At 63.0% G+C, this 23,760-nt stretch carries 22 protein-coding genes; 2 read left to right on the forward strand and 20 right to left on the reverse strand.

All coding sequences use genetic code 11. The features are described 5' to 3' along the window. Nucleotides 1-16: 16 nt before the first annotated feature. From J3485_RS06210 to J3485_RS06280, 15 genes are all read right to left on the reverse strand, one after another. Nucleotides 17-2,152, reverse strand: a complete 2,136-nt coding sequence (locus J3485_RS06210) for a hypothetical protein (RefSeq protein ID WP_206951648.1) — start codon at nucleotides 2,150-2,152, stop codon at nucleotides 17-19. A 33-nt stretch (nucleotides 2,153-2,185) separates the two neighbouring features. Next, complete coding sequence (locus tag J3485_RS06215) at nucleotides 2,186-2,995, reverse strand: SDR family oxidoreductase (RefSeq protein ID WP_206951649.1); 810 nt, start codon at nucleotides 2,993-2,995, stop codon at nucleotides 2,186-2,188. A 42-nt stretch (nucleotides 2,996-3,037) separates the two neighbouring features. Beyond that, nucleotides 3,038-4,012 (reverse strand): Gfo/Idh/MocA family protein, encoded by a 975-nt coding sequence (locus J3485_RS06220; protein ID WP_206951650.1) that lies wholly within the window; start codon nucleotides 4,010-4,012, stop codon nucleotides 3,038-3,040. Between the two features lie 37 nt (nucleotides 4,013-4,049). Next, entirely contained in the window at nucleotides 4,050-5,054 is a 1,005-nt protein-coding gene (neuB, locus tag J3485_RS06225) for an N-acetylneuraminate synthase (protein WP_206951651.1), read from the reverse strand. After that, complete coding sequence (locus J3485_RS06230) at nucleotides 5,051-5,674, reverse strand: acetyltransferase (RefSeq protein WP_206951652.1); 624 nt, start codon at nucleotides 5,672-5,674, stop codon at nucleotides 5,051-5,053. Before J3485_RS06230 ends, neuB begins: the two co-directional genes overlap by 4 nt. After that, nucleotides 5,671-6,828 (reverse strand): LegC family aminotransferase, encoded by a 1,158-nt coding sequence (locus tag J3485_RS06235; protein WP_206951653.1) that lies wholly within the window; start codon nucleotides 6,826-6,828, stop codon nucleotides 5,671-5,673. Before J3485_RS06235 ends, J3485_RS06230 begins: the two co-directional genes overlap by 4 nt. Before the next feature lie 3 nt (nucleotides 6,829-6,831). Next, nucleotides 6,832-7,836 (reverse strand): NAD-dependent 4,6-dehydratase LegB, encoded by a 1,005-nt coding sequence (locus J3485_RS06240; protein WP_206951654.1) that lies wholly within the window; start codon nucleotides 7,834-7,836, stop codon nucleotides 6,832-6,834. 16 nt (nucleotides 7,837-7,852) lie between these two features. Next, nucleotides 7,853-9,646, reverse strand: a complete 1,794-nt coding sequence (locus J3485_RS06245) for a thiamine pyrophosphate-binding protein (protein ID WP_206951655.1) — start codon at nucleotides 9,644-9,646, stop codon at nucleotides 7,853-7,855. 91 nt (nucleotides 9,647-9,737) lie between these two features. Then, on the reverse strand, nucleotides 9,738-10,814 hold the full coding sequence (locus tag J3485_RS06250) for an NAD-dependent epimerase/dehydratase family protein (protein ID WP_206951656.1): 1,077 nt from the start codon (nucleotides 10,812-10,814) through the stop codon (nucleotides 9,738-9,740). Then, on the reverse strand, nucleotides 10,807-11,796 hold the full coding sequence (locus J3485_RS06255) for a glycosyltransferase family 2 protein (RefSeq protein ID WP_206951657.1): 990 nt from the start codon (nucleotides 11,794-11,796) through the stop codon (nucleotides 10,807-10,809). Before J3485_RS06255 ends, J3485_RS06250 begins: the two co-directional genes overlap by 8 nt. Then, on the reverse strand, nucleotides 11,793-12,218 hold the full coding sequence (locus tag J3485_RS06260; protein ID WP_206951658.1) for a GtrA family protein: 426 nt from the start codon (nucleotides 12,216-12,218) through the stop codon (nucleotides 11,793-11,795). The genes J3485_RS06255 and J3485_RS06260 overlap by 4 nt, the downstream gene beginning before the upstream one ends. Before the next feature lie 509 nt (nucleotides 12,219-12,727). Further along, the gene (locus tag J3485_RS06265) at nucleotides 12,728-13,537 is read right to left on the reverse strand and encodes an ankyrin repeat domain-containing protein (protein ID WP_206951659.1); all 810 of its coding nucleotides are present in this window, start codon (nucleotides 13,535-13,537) and stop codon (nucleotides 12,728-12,730) included. Beyond that, a complete protein-coding gene (locus J3485_RS06270; RefSeq protein WP_206951660.1) occupies nucleotides 13,534-14,781 on the reverse strand; it encodes an acyltransferase family protein in 1,248 nt (415 codons plus the stop codon). Before J3485_RS06270 ends, J3485_RS06265 begins: the two co-directional genes overlap by 4 nt. A 116-nt stretch (nucleotides 14,782-14,897) precedes the next feature. After that, complete coding sequence (locus J3485_RS06275) at nucleotides 14,898-16,148, reverse strand: acyltransferase family protein (protein ID WP_206951661.1); 1,251 nt, start codon at nucleotides 16,146-16,148, stop codon at nucleotides 14,898-14,900. 29 nt (nucleotides 16,149-16,177) lie between these two features. Continuing rightward, the gene (locus tag J3485_RS06280; protein ID WP_206951662.1) at nucleotides 16,178-16,414 is read right to left on the reverse strand and encodes a hypothetical protein; all 237 of its coding nucleotides are present in this window, start codon (nucleotides 16,412-16,414) and stop codon (nucleotides 16,178-16,180) included. A gap of 104 nt (nucleotides 16,415-16,518) precedes the next feature. Here J3485_RS06280 and J3485_RS06285 point away from each other — a divergent pair, with 104 nt between their 5' ends. Continuing rightward, nucleotides 16,519-18,237 (forward strand): sensor histidine kinase, encoded by a 1,719-nt coding sequence (locus tag J3485_RS06285; RefSeq protein ID WP_206951663.1) that lies wholly within the window; start codon nucleotides 16,519-16,521, stop codon nucleotides 18,235-18,237. A 51-nt stretch (nucleotides 18,238-18,288) separates the two neighbouring features. On the opposite strand, the gene J3485_RS06290 is transcribed toward J3485_RS06285, so the two are convergent. The 4 genes from J3485_RS06290 to wrbA all read right to left on the reverse strand — a co-directional run bounded on the left by J3485_RS06290 (nucleotide 18,289) and on the right by wrbA (nucleotide 21,826). Beyond that, complete coding sequence (locus tag J3485_RS06290) at nucleotides 18,289-19,125, reverse strand: metallophosphoesterase (RefSeq protein WP_206951664.1); 837 nt, start codon at nucleotides 19,123-19,125, stop codon at nucleotides 18,289-18,291. Nucleotides 19,126-19,216: 91 nt separating this feature from the next. Then, nucleotides 19,217-20,653, reverse strand: a complete 1,437-nt coding sequence (locus tag J3485_RS06295; protein ID WP_206951665.1) for an FAD-binding oxidoreductase — start codon at nucleotides 20,651-20,653, stop codon at nucleotides 19,217-19,219. Between the two features lie 130 nt (nucleotides 20,654-20,783). Next, nucleotides 20,784-21,227 (reverse strand): DUF2069 domain-containing protein, encoded by a 444-nt coding sequence (locus J3485_RS06300; RefSeq protein ID WP_206951666.1) that lies wholly within the window; start codon nucleotides 21,225-21,227, stop codon nucleotides 20,784-20,786. Further along, nucleotides 21,224-21,826 carry an NAD(P)H:quinone oxidoreductase gene (gene wrbA, locus J3485_RS06305; protein WP_206951667.1) on the reverse strand — a complete coding sequence of 201 codons (603 nt, stop codon included), beginning with the start codon at nucleotides 21,824-21,826 and terminating at the stop codon, nucleotides 21,224-21,226. Before wrbA ends, J3485_RS06300 begins: the two co-directional genes overlap by 4 nt. A gap of 111 nt (nucleotides 21,827-21,937) precedes the next feature. Between wrbA and J3485_RS06310 the strand changes: the two genes are divergently transcribed. Further along, complete coding sequence (locus J3485_RS06310; protein WP_206951668.1) at nucleotides 21,938-23,239, forward strand: YihY family inner membrane protein; 1,302 nt, start codon at nucleotides 21,938-21,940, stop codon at nucleotides 23,237-23,239. Between the two features lie 119 nt (nucleotides 23,240-23,358). On the opposite strand, the gene J3485_RS06315 is transcribed toward J3485_RS06310, so the two are convergent. Next, nucleotides 23,359-23,679 (reverse strand): Mpo1-like protein, encoded by a 321-nt coding sequence (locus J3485_RS06315; RefSeq protein ID WP_206951669.1) that lies wholly within the window; start codon nucleotides 23,677-23,679, stop codon nucleotides 23,359-23,361. Nucleotides 23,680-23,760: the final 81 nt, after the last annotated feature.

Below are 23,760 nucleotides of genomic sequence, written 5' to 3' on the forward strand. Positions count from 1 at the left end.
TGATGTTCGGGCAGCATCACCAGTTTTTCGCGCCCGACGTCCACGTGCCGTAGGCGGGCCGCATCGGATCGATCAATACCGGATGCGCCTGCTTCGCGTACGCGAAGTCGGGCGGGTCTGCGTAGACGAGCTTGAAGTCCAGCCCGTCCGACATGTACAGATAGGTCGGATCGCCGATCGGATGCGGGGCCATCGCAGTCATCCGCGGCATGTAGTCGGGAAACAGGCCGGGAATGTCGCCGCGCACGATCGGCGGTCCGATGCGCTCGGTGGGCGAAAGCGTATGGGTGGGGATGCCGTCCTCGAGCGCCGCGGACGTTGGCGGATACTGCCCGTGGTCGCGCTTGTAAGCGTCGAGCGCTTGGACGATGTCGAATATCTGCGCCACGCGCGCGTCGGCTTGCACGTTTTCGAATGCCATGCTGATGTCGATGTACCGGCCGAGTCGTTGCCGCCATGCTTCGCCGCGAAGATAGGATCGAACCACCGACAGCGTGTTCAGGTTCGTGAGCGGGACGACCCCATTGCGGACGGTAATGATCGCGTGGGGCTTGTCGAAATCGTAGTCGTCCAGGTTGAAGCGCTGTCGTAACCCCGGGTTGACGATGAGTTGGACGCTGCGCGGCCAATTGACGTATTCGTCGACCGAGATGCCGAGCCGTTCCTTCGTGTGATAGACCGCGACCAGACTGCCCGTATATTCGTAGTTCCAAAGCATGCGATCGCCGATGCGAGGGGCCGCGTCGTCGAATACGAAGGTACGCACGTCCTTGAGCGGTGCTTCGTGCGTGCGGACGAACGTCATGATCGCGGACTGTCGGATCCAGTCGCGCCAGAGATCGAGCCCCGAGACGATCCCGCTTCCCACCGACGCGCCGATCACGTAGCCGAGCACAAGATCGCGTCCGATCGTGCGCAGCGCGGCGACTTTCGCGAACGCCAGGTCGAGTAGATTCACGAACGAGATCAGGACGAGCGCGAGCGCGACGAGTGCCGGCAGGATGTTGCGGCTGTCGTAGAAGCTCGTCAGCACCGGGGTCTTGTCGGCGACCAGATAGGGATAGACGGCCGCCGCGAACAAAATCCATCCGAGCGCGGCCTGAGCCAGCGACGCGCGCAGCGTCGTGCGCGTGGGCTTTCTAGGTGCGACGCGAAGCAGAAGAAAGCAGAGGAGACAGCAGGAAACGAGTATCGGCCAGGGCACGCCGCGCGACGAGATGGCGAAATAATCGCGCAGGACGGGCCGAATGATCGTGAATGCACCGATGAATGATGAAAGCAGCGCGTGCGAATGAATGTCGTTGTAGTCGCCATAAAGCATCGACTTGACGTGCGTGAGCCGTTTGATCAAAACGAAGACGAGCGGCAACGCGAGCAACGCCGCGTGTTGTGCCGCGAATTCGCGAAGCGGTGCGCGAGTGGCCTGCACGATCGCGCTCAGCGTCACCCGCCACTCGCGCACCCGAGAAGGCACGTCGCCCCATTGCGGGATATACGTCGCCGCGCCACCGACGCGTTCGCTCGCATAGCGGGCCGCGAACAGGACGAGGATCGCCAAATAAAGCGCGATGAGCGAATTGAGGTAGAACGAGAAGAAAAAGAACGGCAAGCTGACCAGTTGATTCCTGCGTTCGTTCGACGACGCCGACAAGCACGCGCAGCCGATCCAGAACGACGCGATGTAGACGTTGTACATCGCCACGCTCGTCAGAAACCGGACCATCGCGACGTGCGTGGCGGTGTAGATCAAGAACAGCGCGAACGCATCGTCGCGCGAGAGCACGCGCCGGCGGTGCAACACATAAGCGGCAGCGGCCCCCGCGACGACCCACCCGAGGAGCGCCGTCACGCGCATCGCAAGCGAAGGATGAGCCAGCGCATTGATCGCGTTCGTCAAATAGCCGCCCCAGAAAATACCGAGCTCCTTGGAGATCTGTATGTTTTGAGCGGGGGATTGAAAGCGCCATACCCAGTCGTCCCAGAAGTAACCGGGGTTGCAAGCGATGAGCGCCGTTCCGCCGAAGATCGCGATGAAAGCGATGGGTATGCGCCGGACGAATGCGACCCACCCCGACAAGCGCGAGGACCGGCCGCTTATCCGCTCGCGCGCGCGTTGCCGCGTATCGGCGTCGGGCCGGAACTGTGTATACATCGAAACCTCGTCGCTGTCGTCCATATCCATGATCTACCAAGCGCACCAACCGCCGTCGACCGCGATGTTCTGCCCCGTGACGTAGCTCGACATGTCGCTTGCCAAAAATAGCGCGGTGCCCTTGAAGTCCTCCTCGATCGCCATGCGGCCGAGCGGCGTCCGTTGTTCATAGCGCTCGACGAATGCGGTGGGTTGGTTGCGCCAGACACCGCCGGGGCTCATCGCGTTCACGCGTACGTGGGGCGCAAGCGTTGTCGCGAGCCAGGTCGTCAGTTGCGCCAGCGCGCCTTTGCTCGCGGCGTAGCCGGCTGGGTTGGCCATCGCCGTGCCTTCATAGAGGCGCCAGTCCGGCCCGACGACGCCGTATAGCGAGGACACGTTGATGACGGACCCTTTGCCGGATCGCTTGAGATACGGCAGCGCTTCCTGCACGAGCTCGAAGGCCGCGGTGACGTTGACTTCGAAGGCAGCGCGCCATGCCGCGCTTTGCTGCCGTTCGAACCGCACGGCCCAACCGTCGAGTTCCGTGGTGCCGACGAACGCCGCGCAGTTGACGAGCACGTCGAGCCCTCCGCATTGCGCGGCAACCTGGGCCGGCAGCGCGCGCGCGCTTGCCTCGTCGGCGAGATCGACTTCGAACGCGGCCACACGCGCGTCGCGCATGCGCATGCCGTGAATGCGCTCGGCGCACTGCTCGAGGGCTGCGAGCCGGCGATCCGCCAGCGCGACGGTGGCGCCGGCTTCGGCAAGCGCCTCGGCAATCGCCGCGCCGATGTGGCCGGCTGCCCCGGTGATCAAGGCCGTTCTACCCGAGAGAGACATGAGCTCTGAAATCGTGCGCATCGTAGGGTGTCGAGTCGATAGGTCGTGGTGGTCCGGTCCGGGCTAGAGGTGCACCCAGCGTTGATTGGCCGCCGCCGTTTCCGCGGCCGCGATGAACTGCATGACTTCACGTCCTCCGGCGAAATCGCACATCGTCGATAGGTTGTTGTCGAAGAACGACTTCAGTTGCGTCCGGTACGTCATGTCGCGCTCGGTCGGGCCGTGGATCAACTCGTCATTGAGGATCAGCGTGCCGCCGACGAGGTCGACCCTTGCCGTCAAATCGCGAGCGTTGATTGTGATGACGCGTTGCGGCGTCCGGTCGAGGTAGTTGATGGAGATCGCCACGGCCGGACAGCGTTCGTGGCGCGACACGATCGAATAGACGTCGTCGCTCGCGATCTCGAGATGACTGAGATGACCGCCGACGGCCGTGATCGAGCGCGGACGACCGCATAACCAGAGCGCAAGATCGATCTCGTGAGAAAGATCGCGCAACACGCCGCCGCCTTGGTCCGAGTGCGCCGAATACGAAGTGCGGTAATCGCGGTCCGGCCGCCACTGCGGCAAGTACTGGCCGGCGTAGAAGCAGGCGCTGTAGAGTGGCCGCCCCGCGAGCGCATCGCGCAGCGCTTGGATGAGAGGATGAAAACGCAGGTTGTATGCGACGGCAACATGGAACGGCAGCGCGGCGGGCATCTCGTCGATCTCATCGAGGGTGCTGCAAAGCGGTTTTTCCACGAGCACGCGACCGTCGAATCCCGCGCGTGCCAACTCTTGCAACGTTTGGGCATGCAGACCGGTGGCGTTCGCGATCACGACATGCCCAGGCCGACTTTCGGCGAGGGCGTGCGCGATGCTCGCGAAGCGCGGAAATGGCGCGCCGGGATGGCTCGTCACGCATGCGACGTCAGCGCCGAGCGCCGCGGCGAGCCTGGCGTGGCGCGCACCGATCGACCCGTAGCCGATCACCAGCAGCGACGCGCGCGGACCGGCGTCCGCCGCCGGACCGTCGCGGTGAAGGCCGGTCTCTTCCATGGGAAGCGATCGCGATGAGTGGGGGAGCTGGGCCATGTCAAATCGGCTCGTCGGCAGCATAGGCACGCATCGCGAGGGTGCCGACGACGCTATCCCACCGGGCCGGCGAAATGCCCGACCCAGGACGGCGCACGGTCAGGTTCTCGGGCGAGAGCGGTTCGCCTTGGGCGATCGGCCGGCTTGCGACGATCGATTTGCGCGCGACGAGGCGGTTCGGCAGCTCCGACGCCGACGGGCGCTTGCGGCCATCGCCGAGGGCCGACGTGACGCGGCGCACGGCGCCCACCATCTGCGCAAATTCGAGCGGCGCGAGGCTTGCGCGATGGTCCGGCCCAGGCATCGCGCGGTCCAGCGTGAGGTGCTTTTCGATGACGCGTGCGCCGAGCGCGGCCGCGGCGATCGGAATCTCGATGCCGTCGGTGTGATCGGAGTAGCCGATCGATACGCGCGGAAACGCCGTGCCGAGCGTTAGCATGGCCCGCAGATTGACTTCTTCGAAGGGCGCCGGGTATTCGGTCGTGCAATGAAGCAAGGTGATCCGTTCCAGCGGCGTGCCGGCCGCTTCCAGCGTTTCGAGCGCGGTTTCCACCTCGCCCAGCGTGCCCATTCCGGTCGAGAGCAAGATCGGCAAGCCCATGGCACCCAACTGGCGCAGCAACGGGATGTCGGTGAGATCGCCCGATGAGACTTTCAACGCGCTCATGCCGATACCGGCGAGAAACGCCGCCGATTCGGCGTCGAACGGCGTGGACAAGAAGGCGATGCCTTGCTCTGTGCAATAAGCGGCGATATCGCGAAACGCCGACTCGGGCAACTCGAGGCGCTTGAGCATGTCGAATTGCGATTCGCTCGAGCCGCACGTTCGCTGTTGATAGTTCGCTTTGGGCGCATGACGCGCGACGAGCTTCTCTGTCCGAAACGTTTGGAACTTGACGTAGTCGGCGCCGGTTCGCGCGGCTTCGTCGACGAGCCGAAAGGCCAGCTCGATCGAGCCGTTGTGATTGACGCCGGCCTCGGCGATGATCGCGCAGATGGACTTCATGTTGCGAGCCCTCCGATGAACTGGGTCCCGTCAGGCAGTGGCTTGACGACGCGCGAGCCCATGGCCACGATGCAATCCGCGCCGATCGCGATGCCCTCGCGGCAGACGGCGCCGCTGCCGATCAGCGTGCGATCGCCGACCGTGGTGCCGCCGTTGACGACCGCGGCCGTCGCCACATGGCAATGGTTTCCCACGTCGGCGTCGTGTTCGATCAGCGCGCGTGTGTTGACGATCGTGTTTGCGCCGACCTGCGCGCAGGACCCGACGCACGCCGCGTGCATGACGATCGTTCCTTCGGCGAGCGTTGCCGAACGCGCGACGTGGGCTCGGGGCGACACGACTGCCGGCAAGGTGAAGCCGGTTTCTTTCAATGCATGAAAGAGGCGCATCCTGATTTGCGGCGACTTGATCTGCCCGCACGTGACGAGTGCGAACTCGCAACGCTTTCGCAGCGCCGCGAGATCTTCGTCGAAGCCGACCACTTCGTAGCCCATGACTTCCTTGATTCGGCAATCGCGCCGCTCGACGATGCCCGCGATGCGCCAGGCCGCTGTTGCTTCGAGAACGTCGATGACGGCTTTGCAGTGACCGCCGCCGCCGATCAGCAGGATGTCCTTCATGCGGGCTCCTCGATGCGTACGCCGCTCGGAATGTTGACGAGACGCGCGGCCATGCGCTCGGTGACGGGAAGCGGCCCGCGAGGGTTCTGCGCAAACATCGGCAGCGTATGCATCGGATCCCAGATCGGCCGCGTCATCACACCCGCATCGTTCGTCACTTCCAAGCAAAGATCGCGTTCGGCCTCGCTGCCGAGCAGGATCGCGCACAGCCAATAGTTCGCATGCGTATGCGGCGGTTCGGCGACGAAGGGGATGTCGGCGATTTCGAACGCCTGACGGTAGCGTTCGGCAAGCGCACGCTTGAACGTCAGGAATGCATCGATCTGCTCGAGTTGCGCACAGCCGAGCGCCGCGTTCAGATTCGGCAGCCTGAAGTTGTAGCCGATCGCATCATGCTCGAAGCGCCACCGGTGGGGCACCTTCGCCGTCGTCGTCAAATGCTTGGCGCGTCGTGCGATGACGGGATCGTTCGTCATGATCGCGCCGCCACCGCCCGTGGTGCACAGCTTGTTGCCGTTGAAGCTCAATGTGCCCAATTTTCCCGTCGTGCCGCAGTGCCGCGTGTCGCGCCGACTGCCGAGCGCCTCGGCGGCATCTTCGACGAGGGCGAGACCCCAACGCGCGCAGACATCGGCGATTTCGTCGATGCGACACGGCAAGCCGAACGAATGCATCGGCAAGCAGGCCGCCACGCGGCGCCCCGATTCACGATGGCGTACTCCACCGTCGGTACGTTCGCAGTGCTGTTGAAGAAATTCGCTCAGCGCGTCGGGCGACATGCCGAGCGTCGTCGTCTCGACGTCGACGAATGCCGGTAGGGCACCCGCATGAACGACCGCATTCGCGGTGGCGACAAAGCTCAGCGATTGCGTCACGACGAGCTCGCCCGGCGCCACGTCTGCGAGCAGCAGCGCCATATGCAAGGCCGTGGTGCCGTTCGTCGTCGCGATCACGTACGCGGCACCCGTAAGCTCGGCCAACATCTGTTCGAAGCGGTCGACATAGGCGCCGACGGAGGACACGAACGTCGACTCGATCGTCGATTGCACGTAGGCCATTTCGTTGCCCGCAAAGACAGGGGCATGCAAGGGCAGCGGTCCGTGGCTGCCATACACGTCACGGACGATCTTCAGAACGTCGTATGCGCGAGTCATGGCTCAGATGTTGTAGATGTCGGTTTTATAAGCCGCGAGATTGGCCGGCTCCGTGAACCACTGCACCGTTTGTGCGATGCCGCGTCGAAAGCCGTCTGGGCCACCGTATTCGGGCGTCCAACCCGTCAGCTCGTGCAAACGGCGCGCGTCGGCGACGAGCCGCTCCACCTCGCTCTTCTCGGGCCGCAATCGCGCCTGTTCGGTTTCGATGCGAATGTCCGCGCCCATCGTTTCCGCGATGACCTTCGCCGTGTCGCCGATGCTGATCTCGAATCCGCTACCGGCGTTGAGCACCTGGCCGATCGCCGCCTCGCTGTTCATGACGGCCTCGAAGGCGCGCACCGTGTCGGTCACGTAATTGAAATCGCGCGTCGGATGCAACGCACCGAGCTTGATGGTGCGCTGCCCTTTGGCGATTTGCGTGACGATGCTCGGTATCACCGCCCGTGCGGATTGACGCGGCCCGTAAGTGTTGAACGGACGCAGCACGGACACGGCCGTGCCGAAAGAAAGATGGAACGACAACGCGATCTGATCGGCGCCGATCTTCGATGCCGAGTAGGGCGATTGCCCTTGCAGCGGATGATGTTCGGAGATCGGTGCCGTTCGTGCCGTGCCGTAGACTTCGCTCGTCGATGTATGCACGACGCGTGCGCCTGAATCGCGCGCGGCCTGCACGACGTTGAGGGTGCCTTTGATGTTCGTGTCGACGTAGGTATCGGGCGAATGATACGAGTAGGGGATCGCGATCAGCGCGGCCAGATGAAGGACGACGTCGCAGCCTTCGACGGCCTTGCGCACGCCGTTCGGATCGCGCACGTCGCCTGCGAACACGTCGAGGGCATGCCGGATGTCGGATCTCGTACGATCGAGCCATCCCCAAGAATTGAACGAGTTGTAAAGCACGAAGGCGCGAACGTCGTGACCCGCTCGCACGAGATGCTCGGTTAGATGCGATCCGATGAAACCGTCCGCGCCGGTGATCAATATTTTTCTCGTCGATGGCATGAGCGCTCCTTCGCGCCTAGTCGTTATCGAACATCGTCATGTTGCGTTCCAGTTCCTCGCGCGGCAGCAGCGGGTCCATGTCCTCCATGGGGCGCGACGCCAGCGTGCCGTCCGGTTGGCGGTACGAGCTCGCGCGGAAACGCTGCTGCTGCTGCGACACGCACATCTCGACGAGCCAAGGGGCGTCGTCCGCGAATACCTTGGCGATCGACGGCTGCAACTCGGCGTTCGTCGAGATGCGCAGATAGTTCAGGTTGAACGCCGCGGCGAGTTGTTCGAAGTTCGGGTTGCCTACGCCGGAATGCACGTCGGTGCCGACCTGACGGCCGTCGAAAAAGCGCGTCTGTGTGTTGCGGATGCTTTGATAGCCGTCGTTGTTGCTGATGAAGAGCTTGGCGTTCAGGCGGTGATGACCGAGGAACATCAGCTCCTGAATATTGAAGAGAACGCTGCCGTCGCCCGTGACGAGCACGCCGCGGCGCTCGCGGCCGCCGGCAACGCAGGCGCCGACGAGTGCCGGCAGGTCCCATCCCATCGCACCCATGCACGCGCTCGTGAACGCGATCTGTCCATCTTTCACGCGGTGGTTTTGATAAGCGATGATGCAGCCGTCGAGCGAGTTGCCGCTGACGACGATGTCGGTATCGCCGAGTTGGCGGGACAACTCGTCGTATGCCGCATAAATGTCGACGTGCTCTTTTTGCAAATGTTCGGCCGAGGGCATCGGCGGGTAATCGCGTTTCCACATTGCGCAAGCGTCGAGCCAGCGCTGCGGGGTCCGGCGGTCACGCGCTTGGAGCGCCTCGCGAAACGCAGCGATGAATTCGTTCGCATCCGCGAGCACCGGAACGTCGATCGTGATGTTGCGCTTATCGAGATCGCCCTCGTCGATGTTGACGAGGATCTTTTTGGCTTTCGGCGCGAACTTCTCGCTGAATCCGATCGCCGAAATCGACAGACTCGTGCCGATCGCGAGCACCAAATCGGCGTTTTGCAGCGCGAAGTTCGCGCGGCGCTGCCCACCCGGGCCGATGCGACCTTGAAAGCAGGGATGATCCTCCGGCAGCGCGTCCATGGCGCTGACCGTCGACATCGCGGGAACGCGCAAATCTTCGACGAGCCGTCGAAATGCGCGGCGAGCGCCGCCGAGCACGATGCCGTTGCCGTACAGCATGACCGGCCGTTTCGCGAGCGAAAACAGATCCGCGATCTGGCTGACCACGGCGCGATCGAGCCGCGGCGTGCGTGCGACGTCGGGCACGTAAGCGTGCAACCGATCGGGCTCGATCATCGCGGACTGAATGTCGAGCGGCAGGTTCAACCACACGGGGCCGGGCCGACCGGCACGCGCCAGATACAGACATTTCTCGAGTTCGTAGCGGATGTCTTCGGCGCGCGTGACGGTGACGGCGTGCTTCGTGACCGGCGTCGCCATCGGCGTGATGTTGATTTCTTGAGGGCCGACTTGGCGCTGGCGCGTGTAGTCGGCCATGATGCCCGTGCGCACTTGCCCGGAAATCACGAGGACCGGGATCGAATCGACCCACGCGCCCGCGATGCCGGAGAGTGCATTGGTGCTGCCGGGGCCCGTGGTGACGAGGCAAACGCCGAGACCTTCGGTCACGCGCGCATAGCCTTCGGCGGCGATGGCGCACGCCTGCTCGTGGTAGTTGCACCAATAACGCAAGCCGGATGCGCGGCCCAGGGCGTCGCATAAATACATGATGCCGCCGCCGGATACCATGAAGACGTCCTTGACACCTTCCTCGGCGACCCGTTGGAAGACATAGTCCGCGACGCTGATTGCCATATGCGCAAGCCCCAATGAAAAATGGATGTCGTTACTCGTTTTCGTCCGCCAGTGCGTTCGCGTGGCTAAACCAGGCCGCCTGATTCCTTGTTTATCTCGTGTTCATTCGCTCGCGGTGCCAGGCCAATGTCCGACGAATGGCGTCATCCAACCCAATCGCGGCATGCAAGCCCAACTCGCGCTCGATTCGTGCAAGTGCCGGCAAATAGGCCAACGGCGCGGCGCCCGGTATCGGTGTCCCTTTGATCGTCACTGCATCGGCGGGCATGCCTGCCACCGCAGCGACGCGTTGTGCCAGATGCGCGATCGAGACGGCCTCCTTGCCGCCGACGTTGTAGGGCACGCCGCTGCGCCCGCGCACCAGTATCGTGAGCAGCCAAACGACGAGATCGCCGGCGTAGAGATACGAACGCAAAGGCGTCCCGTCGCCCGTCACGACGATTTGATTTCCCGCAAGGGCATCGCGAATGAAGTTGCCGACGACGTAGTTGTGCTCGAGCGGAAGATACGGGCCGACGAACGCGAAGCAGCGTGCGATCAGAGCATTGAATCCGTGTTTGCGCGCGGCGATCGCGGTCATGACTTCCATCGTTCGCTTCGATTGACCGTAGACCAGGCGTTCCGACACATAGTCGGCGATGCCCGCGGGGCCTTCGGCAAAACGTGGCCCATCGCTCGATTCCGACGGCAAATACACGGAGCCGGAGGTCGTCAGCAACACCGACTTCGACCGGTGGCGCGCCGCCATGTCGATGATCCGACGCGTTCCGTCGATCGCCGAGTTCAACTGGCGTTCGGCCCAATCGGCGCGTTGATCGACGTTGTTTTCGGATGCGGCATGCACGATGTGCGTGCAGGGTCGCGCCGGCATTTCGAAGTCGGCCACCTCGCCGGTCACGAAGCGCAACGCTTCGCAGTCGCGCAGATGCGGTGCGCGCGTGCGCAGAAAGTGTTCGGGGTCACGGCTCAAGACGGTGATCGTCATGTCGAGCCGATGCGTTCGATCGGCCCAGATCAGCGATTCGATCAGCCAAATACCGAAGAAGCCGGTGCCGCCGGTCAGGAACAGGTGTGCGCCGCGCAGCTCGGCCCAGACCGGTGCGAGTCTCTGGTCGATGCGTTCGAGGTCGTCGCGAAACAGCGAGAAGCCGGGCGCAATCTCATGCATCGCTGTTCTCTAGCTTCGCCTGCGAGGCTGTTTTCGGCGTCGACTCGAAGTTGATGCGCTCGTCTTCGACGACCATCGGGCGCCGCACGGTATGTGTGACGAGCAACCCGATGTATTCCCCGAGCAAGCCGACGAGCAGGAACAGAACGCCCATGAAGAAGAACAGGCTAACGGCGAGCGGCGCGATGCCCATTTGGAATTCGCTCCACGCCATGAGTTTGCGAACGAGGTAGTAGATCCCCATGAGGAAGCTCAGGCCGCTCATCGCGATGCCCAGCAACGTCGCGAGCCGCAGTGGCGCTTTCGAGTGATTGACGATACCGAGCAGCGCGCTGTCGAGGTAGACGAAAAACGTGCCCTTCGAGATGCCGCGCTTTCTGACGGGTTTGTCGAACGGCACTTCGGCGCGCGCGAAGCCGATCTCGCAGATGAGGCCGCGGAAATAGGGATACGGATCGTCGATATCGCGCAAGATGTCCATTACCGCGCGGTCGTACAAACCGAAGCCCGTGAAGTCCTGTACTTGCTCGACGTCCGAAATGCGCGTGATGAGCGTGTAGTACGCCTTGCGCAACAACACCCGCAGGCCGCGATCCTCGTGCCCGCGGCGTACGGCGATGGCGATCTTGAAGCCTTGCTCCCAGTGTCGAATGAACTCGGGCAGCAGCTCGGGCGGGTCCTCGAGGTCCGACGCCATGCCGATGACGGCGTCGCCCTGCGCGAGCAATAGCGCGTGATAGGGCGAGCGAATGTGGCCGAAATTGCGGACATTGACGATCGCCTTCAGACGTTTGTCGGTTCGTGCGATCGCGCGGATCACATCGACCGTGCCGTCCGTCGACGCGTTGTCGATCAAGATGATCTCGTAGTCGTATTGCGGCACTTGCCGCATCGCCGCGGTAATGCGCTCGTGCAGCTCGGCGATGTTGTCCCGTTCGTTGAAGCAGCCGGCGACGATGCTGATCAGTTTTCGGTTGCTCATCCGCGTTGCGCCCTGTTGAAAGTGAATCGGTCATGGCCGGCATACGAGATGGCGATGCCGACGATCATCAAGAGACCTTGCGCGAGCCAAAACGCCACGCCGATCACGTTGACCAGCAGCCATAGCCCCGCGATACCGATCAGTGCGCTGCCCCCGTAGACGACGTAGCAGCGCAGGTACTCCGCGAGCCAGTGTCCGCGCGACCGGAACACGAGGAGCTTGTAGGCGACGAACGCTTCCGTGATGCAGATGACGTTGGCGATGGCTCCGATCGCGACGATATGCAGTTGGCGGTCGAGGGCGTAGTAGAGGGCGGTGGAGATGCAATAGGCAAACGCGGTATTGAATGCGCCGACCGCCAGAAACCGGAATCCCTTCCGGCTGGCGGGTCGATTCGTGGTCCGGGCGTGCTTGGGTGTCATTCGCATGAGCGAGTTTTTTATCCAGGTCTAGTTGTCGGACAAACGAACTGCACTAGAAGTTTATACGAAGTGGCGTCTGGACTTCGAGATAACGGATTCCTTACGAATGCAGTGAAAACTGAAATCGTTTTTCCTTCGTGAAATAAATATTCACGATATTGTCGAAAGCGTAGCTTGCCCTCGGTTGCGGCAGCCGCCGCACTGCGCGCCCACAAGCATCTGAGATCCCAGAATAACTTGAAATGACCTGGATAAGTTGGATTCGATACAAATTTTGCCGATTCGGTCGCTATGAAAGCGCATTGCTGATACGGTCTTCCGTGTAAATTCGACGTGCTCCTGATAGGGTTAACGTTATGATTTCTTGAGCGGAGGCGGAAAATTCTATTGAACGCACGTTTTAAATCGAAGCCGAGTGCCTGCTATTTGAATGGTTGGTCGATGCAAGCATTTAAATTATTTTGTACTTTTTAACTTTGTCAATGCATAAAAAATTCAAATATGCCCGACTATCGAAGCTCGGGAATGACGAATGACCGATAGTCGAAGGATGTAGGCAGGCTCGGGAAGTAGCCGGGCACGGTGCCGCACATGCCGAGGTACTTGGCGTCCCAGGCTTGATCGGTTTTCCGTTCGACGCGGAAGTGCCTTTGCGGCGAACATTGCCTGTCCGTGTTGTCGAGGTTGGACAGCGTTTCCCATTCGATGGCTACGTGCTCGCCGTCCACCTTGCAAATCTTTCCCTGTAGCAAGAGTGTCGTAGCGGGCGTCGCGCATACGTCGGGGCGCGGGCCGGTGGGAGAGAATGCGACGGCCACTTGGCTGCCGAGCCTGAAGTACTTGATCGGCGTATCGAGGAAGCCGTGACCGATTTCATAGGTGGCCGATGCACCATAGATCTGCACGAACATATTCAGCGCGCGGCGCTTGTCGAGCTTCGTTGCAAGGCCCACGGCCTGGGCCACTTGCAATTGATCGTCCTGCATCAAGACGGCTTTCAGGCTGTCAGGGTCGTCGGCGAGCACCGCTTCGGTCGCCGCGGAGTGATTAGTCGTACTAAGCAAATACGGGTTCGGCTGGTAGCGCAACAGCAGTTCGGTGATTTCGCGATCGTGCGATCGGATCGCTTGCATCAAGGGCGTGTCGCCGCGCGCGTCTTGGGTATTTTGTTTCGCTCCCTTCGTGATCAGTAGCCGAATGAGCGGCGGATAGTGCGCGGCCACCGCGTGCGTCAGATCGTCGTTGTAGTCGAATTGAGAAAAAGCCGTAATCGGAATGCAGGCGAGCGCGATGAAGGCTGCCGTCTTTGCGAGCGTCATGCGAACGTTTCCTTCAGCGAGCGTGTGATCTGGCGGCCGGCGTTTCTAAAGGGCGTTTCGATCAGGCGATAGGAGAGTTCCGCCAAGCACAGCGCGAGCAATAGGAAGATGGCGAATTGAATGAGGTAGCCGGTGCGGGTGAGCCGGAGCATGTTCGGAACGAGCTCGTACCACTGGAAGTACAGGTCGTTATAGATATAGATGATCAGCATGTGGCCTAGGTACAGCGAATAGGAACGTGAGCCGATGTATTCGAGCACGGTGGATAAGCCCGGGATCGGCACGATCCAACCGCGCTCGAGCGAGGCGAGCATCACGAGGGCGGCGGACACCGCGCCGTAGCTGCAGAACGCCGCGCTCGACACCGAGAAGTAGAGCGGCCCCGTCGTACGGTTGAGCACCTCGGTGTTCGTCACGCCGGGCAGCAGCGCGAGTAGCACGCACAGCGACAAGCCGACGAGCGTCTTCGTCAAAGGACGCACCCTCGCGCTCATACACGCGAGCACGAAGGCAGGCATTTGCTGCGCTGAACGCCTGAGCGCTTCCGATTGCTGCGCCAACGCGCGTTTGTATTTGGGTGCCAGCAGCGCCAGGATCACGCCATAGAACAGTTCGTCGAAGCGCGTATGCGACAGATTGGCGATGTTGGCCGTCGTCAGTGGCCGCGCGACGAAGATGACGAGCGCGATGCCGGCGCAAAGCGCGATCAGGCGCTTCGACGTACTCCCGCAAAGGACGAGAAGAAGCGGGGCGATGAGATAGAAGTGTTCTTCGATCGATAGGCTGTAGTAGTGCGCGAGGTTGTTCGTAATGCCGCCATAGACCATCGCGTAATTGTAGATGCCGCCTGCGAAGGCCACGCCTTCGCGAAAGATGTCTTGCGGCCTTGCGTAGGGGGCGATGCTGCCCGCCGACGCCATGATCGTAGCGACGATCCAGTACAGCGCAATATAGAAGAACGCCGACGGCGCGATGCGGAATACGCGGCGCATATAGAACTGCATGACCGCGCGCTGGCTGTTTTGCAGACGCTCGAGCGCGCTGGCGCCGAGTGGAGCGGGCAAGGTTCGCAAGAACGACGCGGTGACGACGAAACCGGAGATGACGAAGAACAGGTCGACCCCGGTAAAGGTCGAATACAGCAAAGGGCTGAAAAGCTGCTTGAAGGGCGCGTGGACGAGAATCGTAAGCAGAACGGCGATCGCACGAAGACGTTCGATTTCGAGGTTCTTGCTAGAGGTCATCGCTGCCTATCCTAAAGAGAGGGGCGCCCCGGTGACCGCCGATTGTACGCTCGCGGCCGTTTGCGGTGTGCGCGGATCGACGTGCTTTTCCGTTTCGCGCCGCCGGACGGCAGTTGTCATTGCCTGCTGGCGAGGCTGGCTACCTGCTCGGTGTCTTGCACGCTCTGCGCTTGTGTTTGCGCTCGCACGCTCATGCCGAGCATACGCATGATCGCGGCGCGCGATGGCTTTTCGAGCGTCCGATAGACGACGGTGGACACGACGAGCGTAATCGCGAGAAAAGCGGCACAGCGTCCGATGACCATCGGCAGATGCAAGGCGAGATCGGTAGTGGGCGGTACCCTGAACAAGGGAAATACGAGCGTATGCACGAAGTAGAGCGAATAGCTGATCTCCCCGAGAAACAGCAGCGGTGCGCGTGACAAGATCTTCGCGGCTACGCCCCGTTCGCGGCTCAGGAAGTAGATGGCTGGCGGCACGGCCATGATGTAAAAGAAATGCGTTGCGATCCCCTCGAAGAGCGATGGCAAGGAAAAAACGATTTCGCTCATGAAGGACGCGGTGACATAAGCGAGCCCGCATGCGCCTGCCAATAGGCCCAGCCGGTCGGCAAGAACCGAACGCGCATGCCCGCGCTCTCGGCGTGCAAGCCATATCTGCGCGATACCCATTCCCGCGAAGAATTCGAAGCACCGTCCGTAAGGGCAGTAATAGACGAGCCACGCATAGACGCTGAGCGAACTCGACTCGCCGAGCTTGGCTGCGATCCAATGCTGCACGGGAATGGCATTCGCAGCCGTTAAGAAGGCGGCGCGCGCGGCGATCGATGCGATGACGATGAAGAGCCCGCGCGTCACCGAAGGCGCGCGCGCCTTACGCAGGGCGATCAGCGGAACGAAGAGCGTATAGAAGAATAATTCCGCGCTGACCGACCAAGCGGGATTGCCGAAGTACTGCGATACCGTCACGTTGACGTTGTCGATGACCGCGTACAGCCACGATTGAACGCCGAGCAGATAGAGCGGAAGCGTTGCCACGTACAGCGACGCGCCTGCCGCATTCCCGCTCGACAGCGAGCGCGAAACGTTCAACACGAAGTTCAGCACGACGTACGCGATCAGCAGCGGATAGAGTCGAGCGAACCGCGCGAACAGGAAGTGCACGGTCCCTTCCGATCGATTGGCCGCGATGCGGTGTGCGTAGTTGTAGTACATCACGAATCCGCTGAGCACGAAAAAGACCGTCATGCCCAGGATGCCCGTCTTGATCAATGCTGCCTTGGCTTGCGTCTGTCCCAGTGGGAGCATCAGCAGCGTCACGTGATTGAGGACGATCAAGAGGGCTGCGATGCCCCTGAGACTCGTCAACGGCTCGATCGTTGGTCGCATTGCGGGTGCTAGACCTCTTTTGCGCGCATGATGTCAGCCAGACTATATATCGTCATATTGGCTTCGCGGCAAGAAAACTGCGCGTACGCCCGATTGCTTGGCATCGAGCAGCAGACAATGCCGCCCCAAAATGATCGATACGTGACCGGCAAGGCGTTCGTCATTCCGCAGGAGCGATGTGCAGCGATTTTCATGCCGGGCTCGCCTATGCGGGTGAGCCCGGGCGCTGACGTGTCGAGCATCATCCGTCATCTCATCGTTCCTCCTTTCCTCGCGCGTGATGGCGTCCCATAATTGAGCCGTTACACGTAAGAACCGCTACCGCACGCGATCGAGCACGGGGGGCAATTTGGGCGAATCGGCGGACGAGGCACGGGTATTCATTTCGACATTGCGGCCTGAGCGCCGGGAGCGGCGGCTGGCGGTGGGTGCCGTCGCGGCGTCGATCGTCGTGTTCGCGGCGCTGGCGCCGTTCGCGAAAACGCAGCTCGCGCCTGTCTGGGCGTTCGTGCCGATCTACCAGTCGGCACTCGCGGTGTGCGATCTCTTGACGGCCGCGCTGCTCATCGGTCAGTTCAGCATCCTCTATTCGCGCCCGCTCTTGATCATCGCCGGCGGCTACTTGCTGAGCGCTTGCATGGCGATTGCGCACACGCTCTCGTTCCCCGGGCTATTCGCGCCCACGGGGCTACTCGGGGCCGGCCCGCAGACGACCGCTTGGCTTTACATGATGTGGCATGCGGCGTTTCCGCTCGCGGTCATTGCCTACGCGCGGGCTCGACCGGTCGGGGAGGATGTTCGCCCGGCCGCGCCTTGGTTAAGCGCGCTCTTATGCATCGCGGCGGCGGTTTGCGCGGCATGCGTCATGACGGCCATCGCGACGATCGGCCATCCGTGGTTACCGCCGATCATGCAGGGCTCGCACGAGGCGCGCACGATCGTCTGGGTCGTCTCGTTCGTATGGCTCATCAACTTTGCGGCGCTGGCGGCCTTGATCGTGCGGCGTGCGCGCACCGTTCTGGATCTCTGGCTGATCGTCGTGCTGTGCGCGTGGATTTTCGACATTGCGCTGGCCTCCGTGCTCAATCACGCGCGTTTCGACCTGGGCTTTTATGCCGGGCGCATTTACGGTTTGATCGCGTCGAGCTTCGTGCTCGTCGCCCTGACGTTCGACAACATCAAGCTTTACGCGCGCATCGTGCTGGCGCTCGATCGAGAGCGCGCCGAGCACCGGCTCGTGCAGCATCGCACGGCGCAACTGAACGAAGCCAAGGCGCTGCTCGAGCAGCGTGTGGCGGCGCGCACGGCCGCGCTTGCCGAATCGAATCGCGACTTGCTGCGCGAAGTCACGGAGCGCAAGCGCGCCCAAGCGGCGCTCGTGCTTTCGCAGGAGGAATTGCGGGAGGTGGCTGCGATCGGCAGTTCGGCGCGCGAGCAGGAAATGCGACGGATCTCGCGTGAATTGCATGATGAACTCGCGCAGACGCTCGCTACCTTGAGAATCGAAACCGATCGACTACGGGAATCGGCCACGGACCCATCCGGCGGCGCGGCCCGCGTGCACCGGCTTGCTGCGATGCGCTCGTTGCTCGATGAGGCGGTCGCGTCGACGCGGCGGATTGCGTCGGACTTGAGGCCGCTCGTGCTCGACGACTTGGGTCTCGTCGCGGCGGCTCAATGGCTCGTACAAAACTTCAGCCAGCGCAGCGGGACCGCTTGCGAGCTGACGCTCGAGCCCCCGGATCTCGAACTCGACGAACCCTACGCGACGGCAACCTTCCGCATCCTGCAGGAATCGCTGACGAACGTGGCCCGTCATGCACACGCCTCGCTCGTGCAAGTGCGCCTCACGCGCGAGCATGATCGCGTCGTACTGACAGTGCGCGACGACGGCGTGGGTTTCGATCCGGCACGGCCGCGCAAGCCGGGTTCGTTCGGTTTGGCGGGATTGCGCGAGCGCGCCTATCTCGTCGATGGCGAACTCAGCATCGAGTCGTCGCCGGGCCACGGCGCGAAGATCGAAGTGCGCATTCCGTTGCGCGCCGTGCAGGAACGCGAATTGTCGTAAGGTTCCCGCGTGCACGCGCGTTGCTCAGATATCGCCGCCGCGCGGGCGGGTTTAGAGATCGACGATCTTGTCCCAAGCGAAGTGCGGATTTTCGAGCCGATTGCGGCGCCGATCGACATAGCCGCGCGGATTGCAAACCACGCGCGTTCCGTTCGCGACGTAGTCGAACGGCGTGTGCGTGTGCCCGTGAACCCAGAGTGCGATGGGCGGCCCGACGAGGTCGGTCAAATCGCTGATGAAGCCGGCCGAGGCGAGATCGTTGGCGAAGCGATCGGCAAGGCTCGCGCGATGCGGCGCGTGGTGGGTGACGACGATGGTTTTGCCGGCGAATGGCTTGGCTAGCTCCCGCGCGAGCCATTCGCGCGCATGACGATGGAGCGCGAGGGTGTCGGCCGGCGTGAACAGACGCGGATTTTCGTCCACGACCGCCGCTACTGTGCCTGCGGCTGTCGCGCTCGATGGCCACGTCACCTGAATCGGCCCGCGAAAATCCAGCATGACTTTTGCGGCGGCGGCGATCGAGGCAGCCACGGCTTCTTCGCTCGTGCCGAACAGTTCGAAATCGGTCCATAGCGTCGTGCCGAGCACGCGCCAGCGGCGTTCGGGATCGACCAGCGTTTCGTTGTTCAAGTAATGGATGTTGTCGACGCTCGCCGCCGCGTCGCGCATCGCCACTTCGAGTGCGCCGAATTCGCCGTCGTAGTACTCGTGATTGCCGGGTACGTAGATGATGGGTACGTCCTGGCTAAACGTTTCAGCCGCCCAGCGAATACCCTCGGCATGGTTATGGATGTCGCCTGCGAGGATGACGAGATCGGCATCGGCATGGGCGATGGCTTCGGGCTCGTCGCACTCGAGATGTAGATCGGACAGCACGCGGATTTTCACGAGACACCCCTTGGCAATGACGGCTCGATGGGCCGGCGCGCACCGAGGCGTCGTGCGCGGCCCGTCGCGTGTCGAGGCCGGTCGATGACCCTTAGCGTAACACTTTGCCGGGGTTCATCAGGCCGAGTGGGTCGAGCGCCGTTTTGAGCGCGCGCATGAGGTCCATTTCGACGGCCGGCTTGTAATGCGCCGCGTCGTCGACTTTCAACTGTCCGAGGCCATGCTCGGCGCTGAATGTACCCCGATGCCGATGCACGCTGTCGTAGACGATATGGTTGAGCGGCGCTTGATATTGCGCGAGGAATGCGGGGGCGTCGACGCCTTCCGGGGCCTGGACGTTGTAATGCAGGTTGCCGTCGCCAAGATGGCCGAACGTGACCATGCGCGCGCCCGGAACGGCCGCGGCGATGGCGGCATCGGTTTCCTCGATGAACGTGCCGACGCGCGAGATCGGCACGGCGATGTCGTGCTTGATGTTCAAGCCTTCCTCGGCTTGCGCGAGCGGGATGTGTTCTCGCAGATCCCAAAACGCGCGCGATTGCGTGAGATTCTCGGCGACGACGGCATCGTCGACGAGGCCCGATTCGAGTGCCTGCTCCATCATCTGCTCGAACAGCGCGCGCGCATGCGCCTCGCTCTCGTTGTCGGAGAGTTCGAGCAGCACGATTTGCGCGTGCGGTTCACCGAACGGATAGCGCAGTTGCGGAAAATGCTTGCCGACAAGACGCAGGCAAAAATCGGACATCAGTTCGAAACCCGTCAGCAGCGGGCCCGCGCAACGATGCGCAAGCGCGAGAAATTCGAGCGCGGCATGCGGCGAGGCGAGGGCGGCCAGCGCCGTGACGCTGGCGGCCGGTAGCGGGTAAAGCTTCATGACCGCTGCCGTAATGATGCCGAGCGTGCCTTCGGCGCCGATATACAGGTCGCGCAAGTCGTATCCCGTATTGTCCTTACGCAGCGCGCGCAGCCCGTCCCAAATCTCGCCCTGCGGCGTCACGACTTCGAGGCCGAGACACAGTTCACGCGTATTGCCGTAGCGCAGTACGGCGGTGCCACCCGCGTTCGTCGCGAGATTGCCGCCGATCGTGCAGCTTCCTTCGGCGGCGAGACTGAGCGGGAAGAGGCGGCCTGCCTCGCGCGCGTGGTTCTGCACCTGCGCCAGGACGACACCGGCCTCGACGGTGATCGTGTTGTTGTGCGCATCGAGTGCGCGAATCCGATTCAAGCGCGCGAGGCTGACGACTGCTTGATTGCCTGTGCCGTCGGGCGTGGCGCCGCCCGCGAGCCCGGTATTGCCGCCTTGCGGAACGATCGCGATGCGATGCGCGTTCGCGAGCTTGACGACGGCGGCGACTTCCTGCGTCGTGCCTGGCCGCAGCACGGCGCACGTGGCGCCCGTGTAGCGCCGGCGCCAGTCCGTCAGGAACGGCGCGGTGTCGTGCGAATCGGTGAGCACGTTCGCGGCGCCGATGGCGTCGCGGCATGCGGCGACGAATGCGTCGCGGGCGGCTGAAGTGATGTCGGTCATGGTGATCGTCTTGATCTCGAGCAAGCGCGAGGCAAAAGGGCGAGCGTCGTGGACCGCGAATAGGCGCGACGGCTCGCGTGCCGTTCGAGGCGCCGCTGCCGGCGTTCGCCGATCGACGCCATCATGAATGCTACCGCGCGTCGGAAGCGCTCGGGGCGTCGGCGCCGCGGCGCGCCGCTCGCGACGCGCGCTTGAACGGCGCGACATAGGCGAGCGCACAGCCGATGAAGAACGTCGCGAGCGCCACTTCGATCCAGCCGAGCCGCGCCGACACGCCGCCGTCGGTCATGCCGCGCACGATGCCTTCGGCCAGATAGAGCAGCACGAGCATCGATGCCCATTGCAGCGTGTAAAGCTTGCGCCGGGCGACGCCGGGCAACGCGCACGCGAGCGGCAGCGCTTTGAGCACGAGCGCCGATCCGCCCGGGCGCAGCGGTGCGAGCCAGCACTCCCAAGCGATCGCGAGCGCGATCAAGGCCGTGAGCGCGAGCGTCGCGCCGATCGCCCATCGGCCGCGCGCGCCAACTTTGGCGGCGGCGCTCGTCGTAGGCCGGGCTGCCTGGTCCTTGGTCATGGGCGGCCGGCCAGCAGTGACGCCGTGCGTGCGAGCCGCGCGCCGAGTGCGACAGCGAGCGCCTTTTCGTCAGCCGAGAGCGCCGATTCGCGTGCGCCGGCGCCGGAAACGTGCGAGGCGCCGTAGGGGGTGCCGCCGGTCGTCGTCGTCGCCAGCGTGCTCTCGGTGTACGGGATGCCGACCATCAGCATCCCGTGATGCAGCAGCGGCAGCATCATCGAAAGCAGTGTCGATTCTTGACCGCCATGCATGCTGCTCGTCGACGTGAATACGCAGGCGGGCTTGCCGGCCAGCGCGCCGCTCATCCATTGCGGCGCCGTCCCGTCGAGAAAATACTTCAGCGACGCGGCCATGTTGCCGAAGCGAGTGGGCGAGCCGAGCGCCAAACCCGCGCATTCTTCGAGATCGCGTAACTCGACATAGGGCGGGCCGTCGTGCGGAATCGGCGGCGCCGTGGCTTCGCTCACGGCCGATACGGCCGGCACGGTGCGCACGCGCGCCTGCATGCCGGGGATGCTGTCGACGCCTTGGGCGATGGCCAAGGCCAAATCGCGCGTTGCGCCGTGACGGCTGTAATAGAGTACGAGAATGTCTTTCATAAGGCCGGGTCGTGAGCGGCTTATTATAGGGGCAGGCCGCCGTGCCCGCCGCCGCGTGCCGCCGTGCGTGCCGCGTGCGCGGCTATCGAATGAAAAAAAGGAGAACCATTCGTGCGGACGCTCAGCTCCGAACTGGATACGCTCAAACGTTTGGCGCGCTTCGCCGCGAAGCGTAGCAGCGAAGATCGCATCGCCCAAGTGGCCGGCAGCCTGACGTTTACGACGATGCTCGCGATCGTGCCGCTCGCGACGGTCGCGTTCGCCTTGTTCACGGCGTTTCCGATCTTTGCGAAATTCCAGGCCTCGCTGCAAATGTTTCTCGCGCAGCACCTGATGCCGGATCAGATCAACAACCAAATCTTCAAATATTTGAACCAGTTCGCGTCGAAGGCGAAAGGGCTGACGACCGCGGGCATGATCGTACTGTTCGTCACGTCGGTCATGACGATGATGACGGTGGAGTCGGCGTTCAACGTCATCTGGCGAGTGGCGAAACCGCGTCCGTTCGCACAACGCGTGCTCGTCTATTGGGCCATCGTCACGCTCGGCCCGCTGCTGATCGGCGTGAGCTTGTCGATTTCGTCGTATTTATTTGCGCGCTCGAGCATGCTCTCGGCCGGCCACGTGCCGCTGCTGCTCGAGTGGGCGTTGACGGGCGCGGCATTGCCGCTCACCGCGCTCGCGTTCGCACTGCTTTACGTTTATCTGCCCAATTGTTCGGTGCAATGGCGCGATGCCGCTGTGGGCGGGCTGTTGGCGGCCGTCGCATTCGAACTCGCCAAACGTGGCTTCGGTTTCTACGTGCGCCGCATGCCGACCTATACCGCCGTGTACGGCGCCTTCGCGCTGGTGCCGATGTTCCTGCTGTGGGTGTATCTGTGCTGGTTCATCACGCTCGCGGGCGCGACGTTCGTTTCCGCGATGCCGGCGATTCGCGCGGGGCAGTTCCACCGGCGGCGCTATGCAGGCAGCGACCTGCTCGACGCACTCGAGATGCTCGTGCGTTTGGACGAAGCGCGTGACGCGGGCAGGCCGGGCCTGACGCCGATGGAACTCGCGCGTATGCTTCGCTGCGACATCGATACCGTCGTGCGGTTGCTCGGCAAGCTCAGCCGGCGCGAGTGGATCACGCGCCTGGCCGATGACGCCGTGCCGCGTTTCGTTTTGATCGCCAATCCGACGCAGGTCACGGTCGGTCGGCTGTTCGACATGTTCGTGATCGACCGGTCGGAGCTGGAGTATCAGTTGCGGCTCGATTCGACACGCGTTGACACAGCGATGCTGCTCGACGCACTGCACAATCCGAAGCTCGATCTGACCATCGCGACGCTGGTGGCCGCGCGCAGCGCTCGCGGTGCGATCGGCGGGACCGGCAAAGCCGCGCGTTCCCCATGGCCGCATCAGCCCGCGTGACCGACGATACCCAGCGATACCCAGCGATACCCAGCGGGTGCGGCGGCGTTCTGCCGTGGCCGCGTCGGCAGTTCCGCCTCGGCATAGCCGAAGCCGCCTCTTCAACTGCGCCTGCGCCGCTAGAGCGGGATCTTGCCGATGCAGATGTCCTTGAACATCGCCCAATCTCCCATCAGGCTGTAGATCGGGTGACGGAACGTGGCGGGCCGGTTCTTTTCGAAGAAAAAGTGGCCCACCCAGGCAAAACCGTAGCCGCAAACAACAGCGGCCGGCAGCCAGAGCCAGCCGCCCGTCGCGACGGCCATCGCCAAGCAGCCGATCACGCCAAGCGAGCCGACGAAGTGCAGGCGGCGGCAAACCGTATTTCGATGCTCGCCGAGATAGAACGGGTAGAACGCGGCGAAGCTTGCGAACTCGGCCGTATGAGCGCTGTGAGTCATCGCTTCCTCCGTATGCGCTGATAGGGTGCGCTTGCCGCGGTGGCGCCGCGGCAAGCGTGCAACCCGCCCGGTGCCCCGGTG

The sequence above is a fragment of the Trinickia acidisoli genome (assembly GCF_017315725.1).
Lineage (GTDB): Bacteria > Pseudomonadota > Gammaproteobacteria > Burkholderiales > Burkholderiaceae > Trinickia > Trinickia acidisoli.